Raw genomic sequence first — 25,320 nt, 5'->3', positions numbered from 1 at the left:
GTCTCGCTGACTGAAGAACTAAGAGGTTTAAAATTCATAAAAGAATCGTGAGATAAACGGTAGAATTAGTACTAAGGGTTGGGGCAAACCTAGTATAAATTAATTAAGATTGCAATTTTTTCAATCGAAAAACTTTTAGGATATGATAATTTTTCACCATTGCAAGGCATTTCCTAAATTCGGGAATTATTTGTCCTATCTGCTCACTTCTATCGTAAAGGTTTCCTTTCAAATATGTACATCAAGCGCTACCTGTCTCCGCTGATTGTTTATTATTATTCCTGGCGAATGGTTTTGTTTTCATTGGTGACAGGGTCACTCGCCATTTTTGTTTACGACTACCTGGGATGGAGGTGGGTTGCCATTCCGTGGCTGCCCGTTTCCCTGGTGGGTACGGCCACTGCATTTTTTGTTGGTTTTAAAAATAATCAATCATACGACCGTTCCTGGGAAGCTCGCAAGATATGGGGTAGCATAACCAACCATAGCCGGTCGTTCAGCGCGGCCGTACGGGCTTTTGCATCCGATACAGGAGGGACAGGTACGGAAACCGCCGGGCAGGTTAGGGTGGTTATTTTCAGGCACATTGCCTGGCTTTATGCTTTAAGAAATGCGATGGCACAGCGCACCAACTGGGAACATAAGGACCGGGCGAGCCGCAGGCAACGGGAGGCTTTCCACATGGATCAAGTAATCTGTGATGCTGAAATCGCGAGACATTTGCCGGAAAATGAGCTGGCTGAAGTGAGAACCAAAAGTAATGTTCCGGTCCAGATACTGGACCGGCAGGCGCAGCATTTGAGTATGCTCAGAAAATCGGGCCGGATAGACGCCTTTCAGCACGTGGCCCTTCAGGATTTGATTTCGAAGTTGTATGACGAGCAGGGCAAAAGTGAAAGGATCAAGAATACGCCTTTCCCCCGTCAGTATGCCACTACGTCCAACCTGTTTATCTTTGTGTTCATGACGCTGCTTCCTTTCGGTCTGTTGCCGCAGTTTGTTGATCTTGGCGAAAAGTATATGTTTTTACTGATTCCTTTTAATCTGATCGTTTCCTGGGTTTTCATGTTCATGGAATATGTTGGGGATATCAGCGAAAACCCCTTCGAAGGCTTGCTGAACGATACCCCGGTTGGTACCATTGTCAGGAATATTGAAATTGATCTTAAGGATATGCTGGGGGAAGAGGAGATCCCCGAAAAGCTGAAACCTTATTTCGGGGCCTTGTTTTAAGCACGAAGATATTTCAGTTGTCAGAAAGCGGTTTTACCCGAAGCCTGCTTGCCAAGTCCATGTCCGACCGAGTGATCCAGTAAGGATTTCACTTTAAGGTAGTAAGGCTCCGCTATTTTGCTGGGCCTTATATCCCATCCGCGATCATAATTTACTACACAGGAGCCAATAAAACTTTTGGTATTTTCCAGCACAACCGGGTCCCAGATAGATAATTTGGATATTTTTCCTTTGTCAATCCCTGATTTGGAAGGCGATTTTAATATTAAAGCAGAAAACTCATAGCTGTCCACGGTACCTGATAACCAGTATGCTCCCGGAATGTTGGGTTCCGGCGTATTTTCTTTCAGTTCAGCGGTGATCTCATTTTGCCGTGGCGGAGTAAAGTTCAGGTTTTGCTTGCCCAGGTATTCATCAATGGCCCTCATGGTGTGCTCAACCGGATCAAGCCCGTCAAACTCGCTCAGTTCATGGAGCCGCTTGCTTTGTGCTTCGGTAAGGATAATGTTTTTTCTTCGTCTTTTTGGTGGTATCACTGGTGCCAATGTTGAACCTATCTCAAAATTACACACCTTCAAAAAGATTTGAAGAAGGAAATGAAGTTTTTCTGCTTTAGAAGTAAAATTTAGAATTATTCCTATTATAGATACCGGCCGGGACCACAGCAACAACTACCCCTAAGTGTTTTATAACAATTCATCTAGTTTAGCAGCCGTGCGGTTGAAACCATCTATCCCTTCGTCTCTGTATATAATTTTTCCGTTAGGGTCAATTAGCACAAAAGAAGGGTAAGCTGTTATCTCAAACATTTTTCCTAAGGTTGAACTGGTCTGCGGGTCAAAGATCTGCGTCCAGCCCATTGCTCTGTTTTTCATAAAGTGTTTTACTTTTTTGACGTCTGTATCATAACAAACGCCAATCATTTTGACCTTCTGAGGGTCCAGTGAGGCATGGAGTTTTTTGATATCGTCCAGAATCTTGATACAGGGCGCACACCAGGTTCCCCAAAAGTCAAGCAAGACGTATTTGCCTTTCATTTGGTGAATCAGCAGGGAGTCATTGGAAAGGATATCCCTTCCAAGGTAATCAGGAGACAAAAAACCAGTTTTAGAGCCATACGTTTCTGCCGAATGTGCCAATGGAGAAAGGACGATTGAATCGCCTGCACCGGTTATTTTCTCAAATAGAAACTTATTTTCTGCCATCAGCACAATATCTCCCAAAGTATATTTATTAACCGATTTGTCAGCTGATTTTAATTTGTGTACATCGGACTGGCCAGGCAGCACTGACAGGGAGGTAGACGTTTTGGAAAAATCAAAAAAGTTTTTTGAAAACAAAACCAGCTTGTATTCCGAGGTGTCTATTCTTATGGTGGCATACCGGTATTGAAAGGGGCGAACCATGAAATGAATCTTATCCTCCAGGGAATCACCAAAACTGATGTTCAGTGCCTTGGGTTTGATAATGGAATAGTCAAATTCAAGTGAAAGCGTTTGGCCAGGAAGAGGTATATCGGTCCCGAAATGCAGGAAATTTCCTTTTGTAGGGCTTGTTACAGAATCCGGGAAATAGTGAACCTGCTCGTCCGAGAGATCATTATCGAAGTTTGAGTCAAAAATGACAAGGTTCTGGTTTGACTTGTCTTTTCCGATTAATACGGTCAGGACGCTGCCAAGAGATTCCAGTTTGATACTTCTTGACAAGCTGTAATACTGTAGGTCAATTTTTGGAATCTTTACCTGAAACAGCTCCTTTGCTGGTGAAATGTAGGAAAACGGATACGCAGTGCTGTCCGTAATGACCCTAAGCGGATAACGTACCGAACCTGGCTGTGCAAATACTTTAAAGGCCGAAAGTACCAATCCGACAAATAACAATTGTTTCATACCGCTGCCTATTTGTGTCAGGATAAAATTCTACTGACAAATTAACTAATTAAATAGTTTAAAACCTAATGACTTAGTTGTTCTCTAACTGATTCATAAATAACTCCGAAGGGTAGAGCCCTGTTTTACAAATGAGTACTACCCAACAATTATCCGAAGCAAGCCTGATTCACCTGCCCGGCCGGAGCATACCGGCGGTATTTGTTTTAACGGAATTTGTAAGAAATGTTCCGTCCCCGTTAATAATCACTTTCATACCTTGCACGGCGTACGGCAGCATCAGAAAGTCTACCCCGGACCTGAGGTATTCCTGTCGGAATTGCTGCAAAACATCCGGATCGGGGCAATGGTAGCTGGCCATGACAAAACTGCTATCATCGGGTTCGTACAAAATCCGTATTAGGTAACTGGACTGTGCTCTGGTCGTGAACCAGTATACCCGGATTTCGTCCGGCCAGTAGGGCAGGGGTCTGTCCATGAGCAGGGAATACGGCCAGTATTGCTTTACGGAGTTAAATAGTTTTTCCAGTAGCAGCTCATTCATCGTCCGCATTTTTAAACATTTGTCCCGGTTCTTTTGAAAAGTTTGGTATGTCGTCTATAAACCGACGAGCCTCTGCGCCAAGCAGTTCGCGGAAATGCTTGTTTTTGAGTTCATCATAATAATATATCCATACCATTTCCGGCGCTACAACTTTGTATAAGATGTTTTCCATAGCAGATTATTTTCGGGACAAATATAATGGATATATTCCAATTAATTGGAATATATCCATTATTGAATGTTGGTTTTGATAGGTTGATATCCGTCTTCACACGTAAGGCTGATTTGGTGGCCGGAGCATTTTCTTCCCGCAATCTGTGTCCATAGTGAAGGATAGTATCACAAAAGCATAAGAAAATAGCAAGCTATGAGTTTCTAAATGGCCTAAATTTGTATTTCCTGATAACTGTAATATACTGGCAAGGATGAATATTTATTCCCGGATCGTAATCTTATGTTTAATTGTGCATGTCCATCTGTCCGAGGTGGTGGTTGCTCAGAACGAGCCTGTGGTTACACTTGGCAAAAGGAGAGAAATATTTGTTGATAAATATCTGATTGATAAGATGGAGGGGCTCAGTCTGGTGATGCATACACCCAGGGATGAAGGCCCTGTGTTGTATTTTGACAAACCCTGGGAGGGGCCTTTCAGTGCTTACGGGACGGTGATTAAAGACAAGACCGGATACAGGATTTACTACCGGGGTATGCCTGCGACGGCTGCCGATGACTCGGAGATACAGGTAACCTGTGTGGCAAATTCGAGTGACGGAATAAACTGGACCAAACCCGAACTTGGATTGTATCAGGTGGGAGGGAATTCGAAAAACAATGTAGTGTTGGCTGGTGACCCTGCGGTAAATCACAATTTCAGTCCTTTTCTTGACAGTAATCCTCAGGCACCGGCAGCCCGTCGCTACAAGGCAATTGGGGGAGGGGTGAAAACGGGGCTCTATGCTTATTTCTCACCGGACGGCCTCCATTGGACCAGGGCGCAACAGGGCCCTGTGTTTACAAAAGGGGTCTTCGACTCACAAAACGTGGCTTTCTGGTCGGAGGAAGAAAAACGGTATGTACTTTATTTCAGAACATGGACCGAAGGAGGATTCAAGGGAAAACGGTCTGTTTCAAAAACTGTTTCAAGTGACTTTATTCATTGGCAGGAACCGGTTGCCATGACGTTCGGGGATACGCCTTATGAAGATATCTACACCCATCAGACGAGCCCGTACTTTCGTGCTCCGCATATTGCCATCGCGATCGGTGCCCGGTTTATGCCCGGCAGGAAAGTAGTTTCAGACGAGCAGGCCAGGATTTTAAATGTTAATCCGTCCTACTATAAAGATTGTTCAGATGCCATTCTCATGTCTACGCGGGGTGGAAATAACTATGACCGTACCTTTATGGAGTCGTTTATCCGCCCGGGGATCGGATTGAAAAACTGGGTGTCACGGTCCAATTATCCCGCTTTGAATGTCGTGCAAACCGGAGCGGATGAAATGTCCGTTTATGTGAACCAGGATTACGCGCAGCCTACTGCCCATGTGCACCGGTACTCGTTGCGGCTGGATGGATTTGCCTCAGTGGCAGCCTCATATCAGCCGGGTATCCTCACTACCAGATTTTTCACTTTTGAAGGCAGCCAGTTGTTATTGAACTACGCCACCTCGGCTCCCGGCGAAATACAGGTTGAAATCCAGGATGAAAATGGGAAACCTGTTCCCGGTTTTACATTTAATGAGGCGGGTATCATCATCGGCAACGAAATCAGCCGGACCGTTTTCTGGAATAGCAAAAGCGATGTTAGGCAATTGGCAGGGAAAAAGATCCGGCTGAAAATCCGTATGAAAGATGCCGATTTATACGCACTTTGGTTTGAATGAGCCGTTACAGGAAATGATCCTTACAGCACAAATTGGTGATTGTGATCATTTTAGATCAGCCAGTGCATAACCTTTAAACTTGTCTATTTTAAGTTTATAATTTAGGATTTTTCCAAGTCCTGTGATACGGATACGGTAGTTCCCCGCCGGGAGTCGCGACATATCGAACCAACGTCCATATCCTCCGTCATTCACATGTTCCTGGTAAAGGGTTTGAAATTGCTCGTCCAGTATGGAGACGTTGAGATACCTGTGCTGATCATTTTTTAAAATGATCCTTAAATTTCCGCTTCGTAATACATATACATTGGAATTACTGGTTTGGATGTAAGCCTGTTGCTCCGGAGTTGTGTTTGTTTCGGTTTCTGTCGTTCGGGGGAACGAAGTCCTGCTATCTGCCAACAGTTGGTAGGATTTGATCGTGGTGCTGAGGAGGTCCCTTTCCATTAACCGGCTCAGCAGGCTGTCGAAACGCCGGATGTTTCTTTTTGTAAGTTTAATATATTTTTCAGGTAGCGTTTCGCTGTACAGGAGCTGGCTGTTGGCGTCAAAAAACTGAACAATTGTGTTTCTGCTTTTATAATCAGTATATACTTTCCAGTATCCTTTTTCAGATTCTTCTCCTGAATAGTAGGATTGGCCCAAAACAACGGCATTGGTACTGCAAAATAAGGAAAGCACGCATAATTGAACGCAGATCATTTTGAATTTTTTCATGGCTTTTTAGTGATTGGGGGTGTAAAGAATGATGTATAACAAATCCTCCCTGAGAATTTAATTCCCGGTGTATAAGGAGTGATCCATTACCTGCTGGCCATCAGTTAACGCAAAGAGAGTGATCCGGGCGGAAATGTTGCAGGGAACTACTAATTTTTTTAATACGGGAATGAGAGTAACCCGGTGGCGGCAGGTATAGACTTTCCAATTCTTCAAGACTTGGAAAGTCTGGGCTCTCCGGTTCGTAAAACGGTCGATGGATCACGTAGCTTTTCAGCATCCTTTACTTTGATAAATTTAAAACGTTATTGTATATACGTTCGTTGAAAATATAGACTTTCCAAGTCTGGAAGACTCCAAGGCACCAATTTATATTCTCCTCCTTTCGATAGCCCGGAATCCCGGACCTCACGTACTGACTATAAATTTCAGCAGGTTACCTGAAACACCTTGGAAAACACAGCTATGTCTGCGCCATTTTTGATGAGAGAGCTGCCATAGTTTTAAAAAATAATCTATACTATTTTTATAGATTAAATAGAATATATATATTTGAATATACAATGAGAGATAGTAGTCTGATTAAATTTTTTCTTTAAATTGTAATACCCTTTCCTTTTTTGCCTTTGTTTATATTTTAACGCAATGGAAGTCCGGTCCGACAATATACTTTTAGCTGATACTGCCAAAGCCAGTGCTGCTAAATATGGGGTAGCTCCATTAGAGCATGCCTCGGATCAAGAGCTGTGGGCAGGGTTCAAAGCTGGAAATGAAGAGGCATTTGAATATATATATGTGAAGTACTTCCCGGTATTGTATAATTATGGCAATCAGTTTACCCGCGACAAGGATCTGGTAAAGGATATCATTCAGGATCTTTTTATTTACCTGCAGGAGAAAAAGGATCGTTTGGGAGATGTATCCTCCATCAAATTTTATCTGTATAAATCATACCGTAACCGCATTATCCGCTACCTGAACAGGAATAATTTCAGTTGGGAGGAGCTGGATGATGAAGGTAACATGGGATTTGAGGTAATGCTCACCGATGATTACCCCGGTGCCTCGGTTATAGACGAGGAGCTGAAACAAAAAATGGACAAAGCCTTTGCTACCCTCACCAAGCGGCAAAAGGAAATTGTCATCTACTATTTTTACGAAGGTTTTTCCTACCAGCAGATTACCTCCTTAATGGGTTTTGCCAAGATTGATTACACCCGTATCCTGATGAGCCGTACCATTCTTAAACTGCGCAAGGAACTGGGAGAGTCGGTAATTATGCTGAACCTCATCCTGCTTGCTTTCTCCGCTAACAGATAAGTCAAGCCCCGAAAAGCGATGTATCCCGCTCTGACTTTCTCTTTGTGAAAGAAAGTTGTTTTAGAATTTTAAAAATAAATCTGTAAATATTTAAAAAAAATCTTCTGGACTGTATATGTCCGAAAGCATCCGGTCTCTATGAAAATGAACCACCGAAGATTCATTTTTAGTAAGGCATGCATTACGAAAATTACCAGCCAGAGGATTTTCTCAAAGACGATGATTTCATTCAATGGGTAAAAAACCCAACGGATGCTCAGATCCTGTTTTGGGAAAAATGGTTGTCCGAACATCCTGAGAAAGCACTTACTGTTGCCAGAGCGCGGGAAATTATTCTTTCTGTCAGATATAAAAATTATTACCAACCGGCCGAGTCGGAGATGATGGCCGTATGGGAAAACATAAGATCGGGAGAGCGTAGTGCGAGCTCCCGGGCTCCATGGTACCGGCAGCTTCCTTTACCGGCTGTAACACGGTATGCCGCGGCGGCTGTGATCGTCCTGTTGCTGACATTACTGTCGCGGAATTATCTCAATCAGAAGGATTCGCAGTCGGAGTCAGTTGCTGTTAGCAGCCCGGTGAGGGTGGAGCATCGGACGGCAAGAGGTGAAAAAACAACCCTGACACTTCCCGACGGAAGTAAAATTAAGCTCAATGCTGGAAGCCGTATCGTGTACCAGAGCGACTTCGGCCGGAAGAACCGGGATCTTACCCTGGAAGGAGAGGCGTTTTTTGACGTAACACATGATACTTCACGGCCCTTTCGGATCCGCACCGGCGGGTTAACAACCACCGTTGTGGGTACCTCTTTTAATATCAGTGCGTATGAGGAGAATCCCATCATAAAAGTAGCCGTGCTGACAGGTAAGGTGAGGGTAATGGGGGAGTCAAAAAGTGGAGGAGAAAACGAAATGCTGGTTGTGCCTGATGAAATGTCTGTCTTTGCAAAGGAAACCGGCGGGCTGACGATGGAAGGATTTGATCGGCAGCTGGAGCTGGGTTGGAAAGACAATGTGATTATACTGAAAAATGCAGGTTTTCCTGAGATTAAAAAAGTACTGGAGCGCGAATATGCAGTCACCTTTGTGGTGGAAAAAGGATTGAAGGTGAAAGAGGAATTCAGTGCCAAATTTGAAAATGCACCCATCAAAAAAATCCTGGACGCACTTAACTATACCTCCAGGTTTCAGTATAATCTGGTGAAGGATAAAGTTTACGTAACCCAAAAACATGAAAAATAACTCCAGTTAAAAAAAGAACCAGATGTCGGAGACATCCGGCCCGAACGCCTGTTTCATATCCTTTTGGCGAAGCTTTGAACAGGGCATTTTTGTTAAACGATTTGTGAACATTTAACCCTCGAAAGTATGAAATTAAACTTACTACGACAAATTATCATGATATCTAAGTACGGCTTATGCGGGATACTCATGCAATGTTTTCTGACCTCATTTCTGTTTGCCAAAGACGGATTGGCTCAAAGCAAAAGCCTGGAGGAAATATATCTCAATGTTTCCCTTAAAAATGTAAGGCTGGAAGATGCGCTGAGTACGATCAGCAATCAGACGCAATTTACATTTGCTTACAACGGGGAAACGGTAGATAAAGACAAAGTCATCAATTTTGAATCGAGGAGTATCTCCTTTGCTTCACTTTTAAGGACCTTGTCCAAAGATGCAAATCTGCAGTTTCTCCGCGTGCAGTCTCAGATTTATGTCCGCAAGAAAAAATTTATGGAAGTATCTCTGATTGAAAAATCCATGACCTCCGTAGCGACCGACGTACAGGGTACCGTTACCGACGAATCCGGGCAGGCTTTGCCGGGGGCAAACATAGTAATCAAAGGTACCTCTCAGGGGACGGTAAGTGATGCCAACGGAAAGTTTCAGATGCAGATACCTGACGAAAAGGCAATTCTTGTGGTGAGCTCTATAGGTTATATCACAACTGAGGTAGCCGTTGGCAATAAAACTTTGCTGACCATAGCGCTTCGCCCCGATGTAAAATCTCTCGAAGAACTCGTGGTGATCGGTTATGGCGAGCAGAAAAAGGTGAATCTTACCGGTTCAGTAGCGATGGTGTCGTCTGATGAACTCGTGAAACGGTCTACACCTAACGTTGAGAACTTACTGCAAGGGAAAGTTGCAGGTTTGCAGGTAACGCAGAACTCAGGCCAGCCAGGAGACGACGGCGCCATCATGGTGATACGTGGCCTGGGTACATTCAGTGACGCCGGTGCCGGTCCGCTGGTATTGGTGGACGGTGTCGTTGGAACGCTGAGTAATCTCAATTCGGACAATATCGAATCTATTTCGGTATTGAAAGATGCAGCTTCTGCTTCCATATACGGGGCAAGGGGTGCCAATGGGGTGATCCTTGTGACGACGAAAAGAGGAAAAGCGGGTACCTTTAATATTGATTATCGCGGTGATTTTCAGTTACATCAGCCTACACGGATGCCTAAACTGGTGACGAACTCAGCAGATTATATGACGTATTTCAATCAGGCCAGAGCGAGGTCCAGTCAGGCAGCATTGTATACCCAGCAGGAGATTGATATGTACCGGAACGCCACGGACCGTAACAAGTATCCCAATTTTGACTGGATCGACTTCATGATCGGCAACGCAAAAGCCCAGCAGCATTACCTTTCCATCAATGGCGGTTCCGAAAAAACCACGTTTAACTTTGCGGGCGGTTATCTTACTCAGAACGGTATTGCAGGTGGGCATGATTACAAACGGTACAACTTCAACCTGAACGTTGACAGTAAGCTCAACAAGATCATCAAGGTGGGTGCTAACATCGGTCTGGTACGTAAGGATGTGACAGAGCCTCCTTATACCGATTCGGACTACATGCTGCTGATCTACTCGGCCAACCCTACCAACGGACCTTTCGTACAGGATGGTTCCGGTCACTACTCCGGTAACTATCGCCAGGGTGTTCCTTCCAACAGAAATCCGCTCGCGGTCATCAATAGTGGTAACGTGAAATACCAGAAATACAATATCACGGCACAAACCTATGTAGATATCAATATCACCAAAGATCTGACCTGGGGGGTAAAGGGTGCGGTCAACTATTCCAATGATTTTTCAAAAGTTCATGAAAATCCTGTTGACGCCTATTTCTTTTCTAACGGACAATATCAGAACAATGGTAACCCGACCCGCCTGGGCGTGACCGACAAATTTGATATGTCGTTGCTGACGACGCTGTATTCTACATTGAATTATAAAAAAACCATCGGGAAGGACCATTATATCACCGGTTTGCTGGGCTACAATCAGGAATCTTTTGTAAACAGATTTTTACAGGGAAATCGTCAGAAATACCCGTCCGATGATCTTCTGGAACTTAATGCCGGTGTTGATGGAGCACTTGCTACCGGAACCTCGTACGAATGGGCGATCCAGTCGCTTTTCGGAAGGGTAACCTATGACTTTAAGGAAAAGTATTTATTGGAAGCAAACTTCAGGTACGACGGTACTTCAAGGATACAGTCCAACAACCGCTGGGGTTTGTTCCCGTCGCTTTCGGCTGGATGGAGGATCAACAATGAGTCATTCCTGAAAAACCAGACCTGGATCGACAACCTTAAACTGCGTGGTTCCTGGGGACGTTTGGGTAATCAGAACATCGGGAACTATCCTTACCAGGATATTCTGTCTGTCACAACCTACCCGTTTGAAACCCTTCAGCAGGGGGTGATCCAAACCCGGCTTACGGATAAAAATCTGAGATGGGAAACCACTACCATCACGGACTTCGGGTTGGATTTCAGCTTCAGAAGGGGGCTTATATCCGGTTCTTTTGACTGGTATAACAAGCAAACCGATGATATCCTGTATGTAATTCCGGTTGAAGCGGCTGTCGGGCTCACGGGTCCAACGGTTAATTACGCCAAAATGAAAAACACTGGATTTGAAATGCTCCTGGGCCACGCCAATAAAGTGGGTCAGCTACGGTACGAGGTGAACCTGAATTTTTCAACGAATACAAACAAAGTTCAGCGTGTGAGGATACCCTCGTACGACAACTTTAACACGATTCAGGAAGGCTTACCCTGGATGTCGTTTTACATGATTGAATGGGACGGTATTTTCCAGAGCCAGGAAGAAATTAACAACGCTCCCGTGCACCAGTTTAATCCCAAGCCAGGTGACCTCCGGTTCAAAGATCAGAATGGTGATAATAAAATTGATGGTGCTGACCGTGTCGTGATGAAGGGGGCTTATCCTAAATTCTACTATGGAGGTGGTTTTAACGTTTTCTGGAAAAATCTCGATCTCTCGGCATTTTTTCAGGGGGTTGAAGGTATCAAAACTTACGTAGACCGCTGGGGTATTGATCCTTTCACACAAGGGAGTGCACCCACGATCGAGTTTGCGGAAAATGCCTGGACTCCTGAAAACCGCTCTACTACGCATCCGGCCATGTACCTGAACGGCTATGGTCCGATGAACAGTGTGCAGTCCAGCTACTTCCTGAAAGATGCTTCCTACCTGCGCCTGAAAAACCTTGTGGTAGGTTATACGTTGCCCAAGGCGGTCAGCGAAAAAATCAGGTTCAAGGAGTTTCGTATTTATGTATCAGGAGACAATCTGCTGACCTTTACCCAGTATCCCGGGGCAGATCCTGAGCGTGTGGGTACGGGGCGTCAGCGCTTCGCTACCTATCCGCAGGTCAAGATTTTGACAGCAGGTGTAAAAGTGAAATTTTAAGCCCTTAACATGATCATGAAAAAATATATCATCATTACCATTGCCGGCATTTCAGGCATTTTGTTTTCAGGCTGTTCTGATTTTTTAGATAAAAATCCGGTGGACCAGCTTTCAAGTCAGACTTTCTGGAAAACGGAGAAAGATGCGGATATGGCCATTGCAGGGGTGTACAGCACCTTGCTAGGCCTGACTTTCGACCACCATAAGATGGATCTGGATGCAATGTCCGACGATTTCTTTCTATTTGGAACCTATGGGAAAGTCGATGTACTCGCAAAAGGTATTATTGAACCTACATCTGCAGGGATTGTGGCTCAGATCTATACCGATTCCTACAAAGGTATTACAGCTTGTAATGTTTTTCTGGCCAATGTGGACAGGGTTACGATGGACGAAGCAAAGAAAAAACGATACAAGGGAGAAGCTCTTTTTCTGAGAGCTTTTTATTACTGGACACTCACCGAGTTTTATGGAGGCGTGCCCCTGTATCTCAAGCCCCTTACGCTTGAAGAGACGGGTGTTGCTAAAAGCACTAAGGAAGAGGTGATTACCCAGGTACTTAGGGATCTGGATGAAGCGATTGCCAGCCTTCCTTCCGCACTTTATACCACAGGGCACGTTGTTAAAGGCAGTGCGCTGGGACTCAAAGCCAAGGTGTTGATGCACAACGGAAAGTGGGCCGAAGCTGCCGAAGCAGCCAACCAGGTGATTCAGGCTAAATTGTTCAAGCTAACGACCGACTTCCAGAATATGTTTTTAGCAAAAGGGCAGACAAACAATACCGAAATTATGTTTTCGGCCCGGTATCTGAACCCCGACCGTTTCTCTGCGGAAAGTCCGGACATGAAGTATGGTAACGCTGCGGCATTGAATGGCAGCAAGAACCTGGTCGACGAATTTGAATGTATCGATGGACTGCCTATTTCACAATCACTGCTTTATGACCCGCTGGATTATAAAAAGAACCGTGATCCGCGCCTGAATTTTGCAATCCGCGACATTAAGGAACCGCTCGTGAGCTCCACAGGTGTGAAGTTTACCAATGTGACAGCGGGGATTTACACCAATTACCTGGTACGTAAATATGTAGAACCGGAAAATCTGCCGTTTTCATACTCAACGCGCAGTGAGCAGGACTACGTGATTCTGCGCTATGCGGATGTGCTGCTCACTTATGCTGAATCCAAAAACGAAGCAACCGGACCAGACCAGAGTGTGTATGACGCCGTTAATGAGGTGCGTGCAAGGGTGGGCGTGAAAATGCCTGCGTTGCCGGCAGGCCTGTCCCAGGCTGGGATGAGAGAGCGTATCCGTCATGAACGCCGTGTCGAATTTGCTGCTGAAGGTCTCCGGTATCAGGATATCAAACGGTGGAGAACAGCAGAAAACGTTATTCCGAAGATAGTCGATCCAGGAGGAGTCTTGCGTAAATTTGACCCTGCCAAACATTATCTGTTTCCGTTCCCCCAGAGCGAAATGGATATCAATAAAAGTTTAGTACAAAATCCTAATTATTAACCGAATACACAGCATCCCGGGGAGTGATGAGCGATAATTTGTTATTTCCCGGGATCAGATACAAATCTGCTGGCTTTACCGTCTATCATGAAATTCAGAACTCTCCCTATTTTACTTGCCGCTATTTCCTGGATCATTTCGGGAAATAGCCTGGCTCAGAGCAAAAAAAAGCCTAACATCATTATGGTAATGGCCGATGACCTGGGTTGGGGAGACGTCGGTTTCAACGGCAGTGCGCTCATCAAAACGCCGGAACTGGATAAAATGGCTGCTCAAAGCCTGCAGTTTACCCGCTTCTATTCCGGAGCCCCGGTGTGTTCACCAACCCGGGGAAGCTGCCTGACGGGAAGAAACCCTGAACGGTACGGGATTCTTTTTGCAAATGTGGGGCACATGAAAGCAGAAGAAGTTACGCTGGCAGAAACATTAAAGACACTAGGCTATGCAACCGGTCATTTTGGCAAATGGCACTTGGGTACGCTGACTAAGACCATCCGCGATGGACACCGGGGTGGAAAAAACAATGACGAATATTCGCCGCCCTGGGAAAATGGCTTTGAAACCTGCTTCTCAACAGAGCAGGCAGTTCCGACCTGGGATCCTATGAAGACCCAGATGGTGAAAACATATTACTGGACGGGCCCTGAAAAATATGCAACCGATAACCTGGACGGAGATGATTCGCGCGTGATTATGGACAGAGCCTTGCCTTTCATCGAAGAATCAGTGAAAAAGAAAAAGCCTTTTCTGTCGGTCATCTGGTTTCATACCCCACATTCACCAGTGGTGGCCGGGCAAAAGTACCTGGACATGTACCCCGGTATGGATGAAAATCATCAGCACTATTACGGATGTATCACCGCCATGGACGAGCAGATCGGGCGACTTCGGAGGCGGATCAGGGAACTGGGCATAGCAGACGATACCATCATTCTTTTTGCTTCGGACAACGGTCCTGCGGGGGAAGGCGGCGGAATTGATCAGCATCCTGGTAAACGCCAGCAGGGTACTGCCGGGCCGTTCAGGGGTAGAAAAGGGAGTTTGTATGAAGGAGGTATCCGGGTTCCGGCTCTGCTGGAATGGCCAGGGAAATTCAGGGAACACAAAAAAATCACCGCAGCTGTAACCAGTAGTGATTATTATCCTACCATCCTGTCGCTGATCGGATATAAAAACAAAGGGACGAGCCATCCATTGGACGGTCTGGACGTATCACCGGTTCTGGATGGATCCCTGGCCGTCAGACCACGTCCTATTCCGTTCAGATCATACAAACAAAGAGCTTTAACAGACCACCAGTTCAAAATATTTTCGCCGGACGACGGGGCACATTACGAAATGTACGATCTCCTGAACGATCCCTCAGAAACAACGGACATCGCTGCGAAACAACCCGGCATACTGGATTCCATGAAAGCTGCACTGGACCAATGGGTTCTTTCCTGTGCGAAAAGCGCTGCGGGAGGTGATTATATTCCTTAAAGAACCGGCCTTCTTATAAATAGTTACGGACAACCACAATTTCTTAATATGACGACCATTCGTATCCCTAAATGCTTAATTGCCGCATTGATCTGCATCGTGAGTGTTGCACGTGCTGACGTCAGGCTGCCAAAAATATTCGGCTCACACATGATCATTCAGCAGAAAAAACCAGCTCCCGTATGGGGGTGGTCCGATGCTGGCGAAAAAGTGATGCTGGTACTCAACAGCGGCGGTAAGGCAATCCAAACCAAAACCATCAAAGCAGGCAAGGATGGAAAGTGGTTACTCAGGGTAGATCCCGTTGATGCGGGCGGGCCTTATCAAATTACCGTTTCGGGAAAGAAGAATAAGGTTGTCATGGATGACGTGCTTTTTGGGGAAGTATGGATTTGCTCGGGGCAGTCTAATATGGAAATGTTGGTGAATCGGTCAAGGAATGCCACCGAAGAGAAAAGTAAAGCCAATTTTCCGCAAATCCGGCATTTTAAAGTACCCCACGACCGCAGCCTGGTTCCCAAGGATGATATCTCCGGAGGCGAATGGCAGTTGACAACGCCCGAAACCGTGGGCGATTTTTCTGCCGTAGCGTATTTTTTTGCGCGGGATCTGCATGAAAAACTGAATGTACCAGTCGGACTGGTTAATTCATCCTGGGGCGGAACGCAGGTGGAATCCTGGATCAGTCTGGACGCAATGAAAAGTCTTGATGATTTCAAAGAGCATGTGGCTTCGATGCCTACCTCACTGGAAGCTTTCAACGCGATGCGGAAAAAACAACTTGACGACAGGATCATAAGTGAACAAGGGAGCTTCCCGGATGCTGAAACCCTCAAAACCTGGCCTTCATTTTCACTGGACGATGCTTCCTGGAAAACCATGGAGATGCCTGGATATTTTGACCTTAAATTTCTTCCCGGGCTGGACGGTGCCGTATGGTTCAGAAAGGAAATTGACCTGCCTGCAAAGTGGGCCGACCAAAGCATGATACTCATGCTCGGACCTGTTGACGACATAGATGTAACCTATGTGAATGGTGTGAAAATAGGGGAATCGCTTAAAAAAGTACCCCAGGGCAGAAATTACATCATACCGGCGGATTTACTAAAAGCGGGTAAAAATGTAATTACGGTGCGCATTGAAGACCTCGGCGCAATCGGCGGATTTACAGGTAAGCCTGAGCAGATGAAACTGACGCGGGATGATTATGAACTGCCGCTGGCAGGCAGCTGGAAATACCGGGTGGAGTCGTCACTGGATAATAAGCAGCTTTCCGGAGCCAATGTTACCAGTACCATATTATATAACGCGATGATCGCACCGCTGATCCCCTATGCGATGCGGGGAACCATCTGGTACCAGGGCGAAACCAATGCCCCAAGGGCGTATCAGTACCGTAAATCATTCCCTTTAATGATCAGCGACTGGCGTAAGCGGTGGGGGGAGGACTTTCCGTTTCTGTTTGTCCAGCTCGCCAGCTGGAGTGCCAACAACGGCACGAGCGAAAAGGGAAGTACCTGGGCGGAGTTACGGGAGGCACAGACCATGACACTCAACACGGTACCCAATACTGGCATGGCGGTAATCTATGATATAGGAGAAACGGCCGATATCCATCCTAAAAATAAACAGGACGTAGGACACCGGCTGGCATTCAGTGCGTTGAAGCAGGTTTATGGAAAGGATATTGTTTACAGTGGCCCGGCCTATGAGTCCATGCAGGTGAACGGGAACAAGATTACCCTCAGCTTTAAACGTACCGGAAGCGGACTGAAGTCGTCTGACAAATATGGTTATGTAAAAGGTTTCGAAATAGCTGGTGATGACAGGAAATTTTACTGGGCACAGGCTCATATTGACGGGGATAAGCTGATAATTTGGAGTGACGAGGTGAGTAAGCCGGTTGCTGCACGTTATGGATGGAGTGACGATAACATAGAAGCAAACCTTTACAATAAGGAAGGTATCCCGGCTATTCCTTTCCGTACGGATACCTGGAAAGGGATTACCGAAGGGGTTCTTTTCAAATAGATTACCGTACCAGGGTTTTATGAAATTTCAAATTTTAACGATCATCCTGCTCCTTTGCGGAGCCATGAACAGTATTGCCGGGCCTGCGGACAGGCTCCCTTTGCGGTCCCTTCCTTTAAACGATTTGTCGGCTTTCAAACCAACGACGGCCAACTGGCAGATTGTTGGTAATGCCTATGCCGACCGCCACGTAGCGCAGATGCTTGCGGCTATGCCTGGAAAAGGAGTACTTGCCAATATTTCGGACACTCAAAACCGGGGCCATTTGTTCACCACCATGGAGCATGGAGATATTGAACTGGAACTGGATGTCATGATGGCGAAGGAATCCAATTCCGGTATTTATTTTCAAGGCCGGTACGAGCTTCAGTTACAGGATAGCTGGGGTAAAAAAGAAAAACCTAAATATGGAGATATCGGAGGAATTTATCAGCGAACAGATACAGTAAGGAATGTAGGTTATGAAGGTTCGGCCCCTATGGTCAATGCCAGTAAGGCTCCCGGCCTGTGGCAGCACCTGAGAATTATTTTCCAGGCACCCAGGTTTGACGGCCAGGGGAGAAAAATAGCCAATGCCCGGTTTCTGAAAGTATATCTAAACGGTTCTCTGGTTCAGGACAATTTCGAGGTCAGCGGACCTACCCGATCGGCGGGTTTTAAAGACGAAAAACCGCTCGGTCCTATTATGATTCAGGGAAACCATGGGCGGGTTGCCTTTAAGGATATTGCCTATAAATTGTATGATGGTAAGGGTTTGGAAATCAGTAATCTGTCGCTGAGAGAATTCAAAAGCACGGGAGATTCTATCCGGAACTATGCTTCGCAAGTGCCGCTTCACGAAAACACCACAGACTCAATTTCCTACCTCTCTGCGGTAGAAAAGGAGATCAATCTGCTGGAATACAAAGGGGTATTTCAGTTTCCGAAGTCAGGGGATTATTTGTTCAAGCTTCAAAACGGAGGCGGCGGCATGCTGATCATCAACAGAGATACCATCGTCATTAATAATGGTGTACATCATTTTGATGAAGAAGTGGTAGCGAAATACACAACCACCGCTGGCCCGGCGCCGTTTACCCTGATTCACAATAAGCTCATCGGCTGGCGCAAAGGGCTGGCGCTGTACGTGGAAGGCCCTGGCATGGCGTTGCATCCGCTGCATGCAAAAGGGTCGGTATTCTCTGAGCCGCCGGTAACGCCGATTGTGATTGCCCCAATGGGTGGAAAATCAGTAATACAGCGTAGTTTTATCCAGGAAGCAGGCCATAAACGGACCCATTGTTTATCCGTTGGAACACAGGGTGCCGCCAGTTTTACTATAGATCTTTCGTCCGGAAGTTTATTCCAAATGTGGGATGGTGCCTTTTTGGAAACCACCTCCATGTGGCACCGCCGGGGAAATCAGCAGAACGGTACGCCCTTGGGAACGGTGATCACGCTGGGTGATGAGCTGGATTTCGCTGCCGGGAATCACGATCAGAATGATAAGGAGAGCGCTTTCCGTTTTTTAGAATATAATATTGATAATAAAGGATTACCAACATTCAGTTACCTTATCCGGGACCTTGCGGTTGCTGATAAAATCATCCCATCGGTTACAGAAAGAAGCCTCACCCGACGGATAACAGTGACCAGCCATAAAGATATCGCTTTCAGGGTAGCATCAGGTGTTCGTATTGAAGAGCTCCCGGATGGATCATACGCCATGCATGATAAAAATTATTATCTGACATTCGATCAAGAGAGTATCAAACCGGTATTAAAAAATTCAGGAGCGTATCAGGAACTCACAATTCACGTAAAAGGCACTGGCGCTCAGGTAATACAATATACATTGCTATGGTAAACAAAAACATCAGATTTCGGACAGGATGGCTTTTGCTTGCCATGTTGTTTTTTGCAGCAAATGAAGGCATGTCCCGGCCTTCACGTTTCCCGGCCGATACCGCCGAGGAATCAAAATACTATCGGATCGAGACCATTCAAATTCCTGAAAACATCAGTCTGGAAGTAGGCGGACTGGCCTTTACCAGAAAGAACCAGCTCGGTATCAGTACCAGGAGAGGGGAAGTATGGATATTGGAAAATCCTTATTTCAAAAAGAATGAGAAACCTGTATTCAGGAAATTCGCTTCGGGCCTTCATGAAGCGCTGGGGTTGGCGTATACAGACAAAGGTTTCCTTCTTTCACAGCGTGGAGAGCTGACCAACGTGCTGGATACCGATGGTGATGGTGAAGCCGATCAGTTTAAAGCGGTCTATTCCTGGCCGCTGTCGGGGAATTACCATGAATATTCCTACGGCCCGCATGTTGCCCCCAACGGCAATCTGTTGGTTACCTTGAATTTATCGTGGATCGGACGCGGGGCGAGCCTGGCCAAATGGAGAGGCTGGCTGCTTGAAATTACCCCAAAGGGAGAGATGACGCCCATTGCTACCGGTCTGCGATCACCGGCTGGTTTCACGGTGACTCCTCAGGGAGATATGTTTTACACAGAAAACCAGGGCGATTGGGTTGGTGCAGGCAGGATGACGCATTTGCAAAAAGGTACTTTTGCAGGAAATCCGGCAGGACTTAAGTGGTCGGGTGAGCCTGGCTCTCCCATGACATTGAAACCTGGTGATGTACCCGATACCGAGCAGCCTATGCATGAGGAAATTGGAAAAGTTCCGGGACTGACTCTGCCGGCTGTATGGTTTCCCCATGGACTTATGGGGGTATCAACTTCTGATATTTTAACGGATACCACCAAAGGAGGTTTCGGGCCGTTTAAAGGACAGATGTTCGTGGGGGATCAGGGACATAGTAAGGTCATGCGGGTGTTTCTGGAAAAAGTGAACGGAGCCTATCAAGGGGCCTGCTTTCCATTTCGGGAAGGTTTTTCTTCCGGGGTTTTACGGATGAAATGGGGAAAGGACCACGCCATGTTTGTGGGAATGACCAGCCGTGGCTGGAATTCTACCGGCCCCGAACTCTACGGATTACAGCGTCTGAGGTGGACCGGGAAAATACCTTTTGAAATGAAGGCCGTCAAAGCGCAGCCCGATGGTTTCCTGATTGAATTTACGCAACCCGTTAATCCTGCGGCAGCCTCGGACCCCAGGTCCTATGAGGTTACAGGTTTTACTTATCACTACTGGAGTACCTACGGAAGCAAGGCAATTAATCAGCAGGCGTGCATGGTGCATCAGGTGATACTATCCAGGGACGGACTGTCGGCCAGGCTGATTGTTCATGGATTGCGCCAGGGATATATTCATGAGATAAAGGCTTCCGGGGTGAAATCAGCTGCGGGTTTGCTGCTGCTGCATGACAGAGGCTATTATACCTTGAATAATATACCGGGAGGGAACAAGCCGACGGATGTGGCGAAAAATGGTCCGGTTGCCAAATCATACGACATCAACGCTGATCCAAAAAGAGTAACCTTAATACCTGATACATGGAAAAGCGGTCCGGAGGCTACCCTGACGATCGGGACGAAACCTGGCCTTCAGTTTGATGTGGCGGAACTCAAAGTCAGACCGGGAAGCAAAGTGGAGCTTATTTTCAACAACAACGACGACATGCTGCATAACCTGGTGATCACCAGACCGGGTGATGCAGTAGAAAAGGTAGGGAAGCTTTCGCTGGATCTCGGAATTAAAGGCCCGGATTACCATTATGTTCCTGATTCGGATCTGGTACTTTTCCATACGTCCATATTACAGCCCGACACGTCTGAGAAAATCTATTTTAACGCCCCCGACAAACCGGGAGTTTACCCTTTCGTATGCACTTTTCCCGGGCACTACCTGGTGATGCGAGGGAAATTAATCGTTGAGTAAAAGATACAGTTTCACAAAACAGCAGGCTGATATTATCAATCATAATGACTATGAAAACATCAAGAAGAGAATTTATCAAACAGGCTGGAGTTTTCGGTTTGGTACTGTCGTTTCCCGATTGGCACACGAGGCGGTCCGGGAAATTGTTAAGGGTGCTGATCATCGGTGATTCCATCTCGGTGGGTTACACTCCGCATGTGAAGGAAATGATGAAAGACGAAGCCTATGTAGAGCATCCGGTTGAAAACTGCCAGGGTACCAAATTTGGCCTTCAGAAGATCGACAAATGGATCGGTACGGAGCCCTGGGACGTGATCCATTTCAATTTTGGTTTGCATGACCTGAAACATGTGGATCCCGTCACCCGCGTCAATAGCGAAAAGGCAGAGGACCCGCAGCAATCCAACATAAAGGAATATAAGGAGAACCTTGAAGTGATCGTGAAAAAACTGAAAACTTCCGGGGCCAAACTGATCTGGGCCACCACCACACCTTATCCCGACAAACCCAGCGGGCCATACCGAAATGCGGCCGATGTGCTGGAGTACAATAAGGTTGCGCTGAAAATAATGAAGAAAAACAGAATCCCTGTAAACGACCTTTATTCCTATATTTTACCCGATATGTCGGCTATGCAGCTCCCAAACAACGTTCATTTCAAAAAGGAGGGGAGTGAAGCCCTGGCCAGAAAAGTGGTGGCGGCCATTAAAGAGCAGGTGGCAAAAGGTTCATAACAACCTATGAAGCCATGGAAGTACCAACACTATGTTCCTTCCTCCCTTCTCCCTTTCGTCCTTTCTCCCCTTTTCCTTATTTCCCCACTCCCAATTTTTAAAAAATGTCTGAACGCAGAGAATTTATAAAAAAGATTTCCCTTATGAGCGGTGCGGCGATTTTTGCTCCGCACATTTTAACCGCATCGGAGTTGCCTGCGTTGGCTGTTCCTGGGTACCTGTCTGCATATAGTGATCTGTACAAAAAGGATCCTAAAAAGGCGGCATTGGCATGGTTTGGCCAGGCGGGATATGGGCTCTTTATGCATTATGGGTTGTACAGTATCTGGGGGCGTGGCGCCTGGGTGCAGTACATGGAGAAAATCCCTGTGGCAGAATATGTAAAACTTAAGAATGAATTTACCGCAAAGGATTTCAACGCGGATTATATCACAGATCTGGCCCAGGATGCCGGCATGAAATACGTCAATATTACGGCCAAGCATCACGATGGTTTCTGTTTGTTCAAATCATCGCAAACAGACTATAACAGTGTCCATTCCGCCGCAAAACGCGATCTGGTGGGCGAGCTGCGAACTGCCTGTGATCAAAAAGGGCTGGGATTGTTTCTGTACTATTCCGTGGCTGCAGACTGGCATCATCCTTATTTTGCTTCGAACAAAGAAGGCTGGGAAATGTACCGGCCGCAGTACGACAAGCCACAGCCGGAATACAAGTACAAATCGCTGAAAGACTTTCCGAAATACATTGCCTATGTAAAAGCACAGCTGAAAGAGCTGATCGTGCAGTACAATCCGGCGGGTATCTGGTTTGACCCGGCGATGGGCTTGTACGCCAACGCGGATATATTCCCGATGGAAGAAATTTACCAGCATATCCGCTCATTGAGCCCGCATGTTCTGATATCCTTTAAGCAGGGAGCAACCGGTACCGAGGATTTTGCCGCACCGGAAAGGAAGGCTCATTCCTTGTCGGATAAGGTAAAAACGTTGTACGGTGAGAAGGCGGCAATACTGGCCGACCGCGTATGGGAAGCGCATAAAAACAAACACAACGAGACATGCAGTACCATGCAGCGCGGTGCCTGGTCATACGAGCCGGAAAATGATGGAAAACGCAAGCATCTGGGTGTGGATGAGGTTTTGGAATTATTGAAAGATGCGAAATCCAGGAATATGAACCTTCTGCTGAATACCGGCCCACTACCAGGTGGAGGTATCCATAAAGGAGACGCCGAGATACTGCGGAAGGTGGGGAAAATAATGAAAGGCTAGCTGACAATTTTTGAGCAGATAATATATGGAAATGAAAGTCATAGTAAAGGCACTTGTTCTTTTTTTGATCACCTGGGGCTGGTGCATGGGCCAAGGGATACCGAAGTATCCTGTTACCAAAATGGTGGATGTCACTGATGATTATCATGGCGTGAAAGTGGCGGATCCTTACCGCTGGCTGGAAGACGACCGTTCGGCTGAAACGGCGGCTTGGGTCAAAGCCCAGAATGAGCTTAGTTACAATTATCTTGACAACATTCCCTTCAAAGACAAAATTTATAAAGATCTGGAAAGGGTAAATAACTATCCCAAATATCTGTCTCCGCGCAAAAAGGGGGCCTTTATTTATTTCTATAAAAACGATGGCATGCAAAACCAGCCCGTTTTGTATCGCCAGAACGAGGAAACAGGCAAAGTGGAAACCGTCATGGACCCCAACCAGCTTTCCGCAGACGGTACCACAAAGCTGGTAGTTTTCAGTCTTTCGAAATCGGGTGACCATGCGGTATTTGGTTTTTCAAAAGGTGGATCTGACTGGTGGGAGTACCAGGTCATGAACATGCATACACTTCGGTTTCTGGACGATAAAATAGAATGGGTTAAACTCTCCACGGTGGGGTGGCAGGGAAATGGGTTTTATTACAGCCGTTATCCGAAACCCGAAGGTTCTTTGCTTGCTGCCAAAAATGAAAACCACCAGGTGTTTTATCACACGCTAGGCACCCGGCAGGAGGACGACAAACTCATCTTTTCTGATCCCGCTAACCCGCAGCGCTTTCACAACATTACCACCACCGAAGACGAAGATTTTGCATTGCTCAGCGTGAGAGATCGCGGGAAGGGAAAGGAGGGGAATGGCTTATGGCTGCTGCGCCGCGGTACAAACAAGTTTTTACCGGTGAAGGCAGAGGTATCCGGTTTTAAATACAATTATGTCACGAATGCCGGGGAGAGGTTTTTATTTGAATCCAATGAAAATGCCACCAATGGCAAGATACTTTCCTACGATGCAAGGACAGGCAACTGGCAGGATTTTTTACCAGAAAAGCCGGAGTCGCTGCAGGGAGTGGGTGCGGCCGGAGGAAAGATTTTTGCACTTTACTTTAAGGATGTTAGTACCAAAGCCCTTGTGTTTAATATGAAGGGCGAACTGGAGAATGAAGTGAAAATACCCATACTTGGTACCGCCACGGGTTTTGCCGGAGAAACGGGTGATCACTTTGTATTTTACAACTATACCTCCCTGAATTATCCTCCCACGATTTTTCGGTATGACATCCGTTCCCAAAAAAGCAGCGTTTTCCGCAAGCCCGAGGTGCAGTTTAATCCTGATGACTATGAGGTGGAGCAACTGTTCTACGCAAGTAAAGATGGTACCAAAATCCCTGCATCGGTTATATACAAAAAGGGTTTTAAAAAAAATGGCAATGCTCCCGCACTCATATATGCATACGGAGGGTTTGGCGTTAGCTGGACACCCACGTTCAGTCCTACCCGGATTGCCTTCCTGGATCAGGGTGGCGTTTACATTCAGCCCAATCTCCGGGGAGGAGGGGAGTATGGAGAGCAGTGGCACCAGCAGGGCACCAAGCTTAACAAGCAAAATGTGTTTGATGATTTCATTGCCTGTGCCGAATACCTCATCAGGGAAAAATACACCTCACCGGAGCGCCTGGCCATTCAGGGCGGTTCCAACGGGGGCTTGTTACTGGGAGCGGTCATGAACCAGCGTCCCGAACTATTCAAAGTGGCTTTTCCGTCTATTGGCGTGATGGACATGTTGCGGTTTCACAAATTTACGATCGGTTGGAGCTGGACATCGGAATTTGGCAGCAGTGAAAATCCTACCGAATTCAAAAGCCTTTATGCCTATTCGCCGCTGCACAATATCCGTCAGGGAGGGCAATATCCTGCCGTGCTCATTACCACCGCCGATCATGACGACCGCGTAGTACCTGCTCATTCGTTCAAATACGCCGCTGCTCTGCAGGCAAAGGCAGGAGGCAGTTCGGTAAACCCGCTGTTGCTCAGGGTGGACATCAACTCAGGGCATGGAGCCAGTAATGCCAAAAAGTCTCTAGAAACGTCCGCCTATCTTTACGCCTTCATGTTCCGGAATATGGGACTCACTTGGAAATAA

At 46.4% G+C, this 25,320-nt stretch carries 18 protein-coding genes; 13 read left to right on the top strand and 5 right to left on the bottom strand.

The genetic code is table 11. From position 1 onward, the window contains the following. Positions 1-234 precede the first annotated feature (234 nt). Positions 235-1,233, top strand: a complete 999-nt coding sequence (locus tag KOE27_RS11575) for a bestrophin family protein (RefSeq protein ID WP_215239040.1) — start codon at positions 235-237, stop codon at positions 1,231-1,233. A gap of 20 nt (positions 1,234-1,253) precedes the next feature. Here the strand turns inward: KOE27_RS11575 and KOE27_RS11570 are convergent, their stop codons facing one another. From KOE27_RS11570 to KOE27_RS11555, 4 genes are all read right to left on the bottom strand, one after another. Continuing rightward, positions 1,254-1,769, bottom strand: a complete 516-nt coding sequence (locus KOE27_RS11570) for a DUF7678 domain-containing protein (RefSeq protein WP_215239039.1) — start codon at positions 1,767-1,769, stop codon at positions 1,254-1,256. Between the two features lie 150 nt (positions 1,770-1,919). Beyond that, positions 1,920-3,122: a TlpA family protein disulfide reductase gene (locus tag KOE27_RS11565; protein WP_215239038.1), complete on the bottom strand. Its 1,203-nt coding sequence runs from the start codon at positions 3,120-3,122 to the stop codon at positions 1,920-1,922. A gap of 169 nt (positions 3,123-3,291) precedes the next feature. Further along, positions 3,292-3,666 (bottom strand): hypothetical protein, encoded by a 375-nt coding sequence (locus KOE27_RS11560; protein ID WP_215239037.1) that lies wholly within the window; start codon positions 3,664-3,666, stop codon positions 3,292-3,294. Then, a complete protein-coding gene (locus tag KOE27_RS11555; RefSeq protein ID WP_215239036.1) occupies positions 3,659-3,838 on the bottom strand; it encodes a hypothetical protein in 180 nt (59 codons plus the stop codon). Before KOE27_RS11555 ends, KOE27_RS11560 begins: the two co-directional genes overlap by 8 nt. A gap of 253 nt (positions 3,839-4,091) precedes the next feature. Between KOE27_RS11555 and KOE27_RS11550 the strand changes: the two genes are divergently transcribed. After that, positions 4,092-5,549 carry a glycoside hydrolase family protein gene (locus KOE27_RS11550; protein ID WP_215239035.1) on the top strand — a complete coding sequence of 486 codons (1,458 nt, stop codon included), beginning with the start codon at positions 4,092-4,094 and terminating at the stop codon, positions 5,547-5,549. 45 nt (positions 5,550-5,594) lie between these two features. Here the strand turns inward: KOE27_RS11550 and KOE27_RS11545 are convergent, their stop codons facing one another. Beyond that, positions 5,595-6,266, bottom strand: coding sequence for a hypothetical protein (locus KOE27_RS11545; protein WP_215239034.1), 672 nt, complete (start codon positions 6,264-6,266; stop codon positions 5,595-5,597). A gap of 645 nt (positions 6,267-6,911) precedes the next feature. Here KOE27_RS11545 and KOE27_RS11540 point away from each other — a divergent pair. The 11 genes from KOE27_RS11540 to KOE27_RS11490 all read left to right on the top strand — a co-directional run bounded on the left by KOE27_RS11540 (position 6,912) and on the right by KOE27_RS11490 (position 25,320). Continuing rightward, positions 6,912-7,586, top strand: a complete 675-nt coding sequence (locus KOE27_RS11540; protein ID WP_215239033.1) for an RNA polymerase sigma factor — start codon at positions 6,912-6,914, stop codon at positions 7,584-7,586. A 176-nt stretch (positions 7,587-7,762) separates the two neighbouring features. After that, on the top strand, positions 7,763-8,827 hold the full coding sequence (locus KOE27_RS11535; RefSeq protein ID WP_215239032.1) for a FecR family protein: 1,065 nt from the start codon (positions 7,763-7,765) through the stop codon (positions 8,825-8,827). A gap of 126 nt (positions 8,828-8,953) precedes the next feature. Next, on the top strand, positions 8,954-12,313 hold the full coding sequence (locus KOE27_RS11530) for a SusC/RagA family TonB-linked outer membrane protein (RefSeq protein WP_215239031.1): 3,360 nt from the start codon (positions 8,954-8,956) through the stop codon (positions 12,311-12,313). A 15-nt stretch (positions 12,314-12,328) separates the two neighbouring features. Further along, the gene (locus tag KOE27_RS11525) at positions 12,329-13,831 is read left to right on the top strand and encodes a RagB/SusD family nutrient uptake outer membrane protein (RefSeq protein WP_215239030.1); all 1,503 of its coding nucleotides are present in this window, start codon (positions 12,329-12,331) and stop codon (positions 13,829-13,831) included. Between the two features lie 87 nt (positions 13,832-13,918). Beyond that, complete coding sequence (locus tag KOE27_RS11520; RefSeq protein WP_229252745.1) at positions 13,919-15,313, top strand: sulfatase family protein; 1,395 nt, start codon at positions 13,919-13,921, stop codon at positions 15,311-15,313. 48 nt (positions 15,314-15,361) lie between these two features. Continuing rightward, complete coding sequence (locus tag KOE27_RS11515; protein WP_215239029.1) at positions 15,362-17,344, top strand: sialate O-acetylesterase; 1,983 nt, start codon at positions 15,362-15,364, stop codon at positions 17,342-17,344. 19 nt (positions 17,345-17,363) lie between these two features. Beyond that, positions 17,364-19,190 carry a 3-keto-disaccharide hydrolase gene (locus tag KOE27_RS11510; RefSeq protein WP_215239028.1) on the top strand — a complete coding sequence of 609 codons (1,827 nt, stop codon included), beginning with the start codon at positions 17,364-17,366 and terminating at the stop codon, positions 19,188-19,190. Continuing rightward, positions 19,184-21,172 (top strand): plastocyanin/azurin family copper-binding protein, encoded by a 1,989-nt coding sequence (locus KOE27_RS11505; protein WP_229252744.1) that lies wholly within the window; start codon positions 19,184-19,186, stop codon positions 21,170-21,172. The genes KOE27_RS11510 and KOE27_RS11505 overlap by 7 nt, the downstream gene beginning before the upstream one ends. Positions 21,173-21,222: 50 nt before the next feature. After that, on the top strand, positions 21,223-21,906 hold the full coding sequence (locus tag KOE27_RS11500) for an SGNH/GDSL hydrolase family protein (protein ID WP_215239027.1): 684 nt from the start codon (positions 21,223-21,225) through the stop codon (positions 21,904-21,906). A 104-nt stretch (positions 21,907-22,010) separates the two neighbouring features. Further along, positions 22,011-23,180, top strand: a complete 1,170-nt coding sequence (locus KOE27_RS11495) for an alpha-L-fucosidase (RefSeq protein WP_229252743.1) — start codon at positions 22,011-22,013, stop codon at positions 23,178-23,180. A gap of 31 nt (positions 23,181-23,211) precedes the next feature. After that, complete coding sequence (locus KOE27_RS11490; protein WP_406566850.1) at positions 23,212-25,320, top strand: prolyl oligopeptidase family serine peptidase; 2,109 nt, start codon at positions 23,212-23,214, stop codon at positions 25,318-25,320.

The organism is Dyadobacter sp. CECT 9275 (assembly GCF_907164905.1).
In the GTDB taxonomy this organism is placed as follows: Bacteria; Bacteroidota; Bacteroidia; order Cytophagales; family Spirosomataceae; genus Dyadobacter; species Dyadobacter helix.
This window is presented reverse-complemented; position numbering and strand designations above follow the sequence as displayed.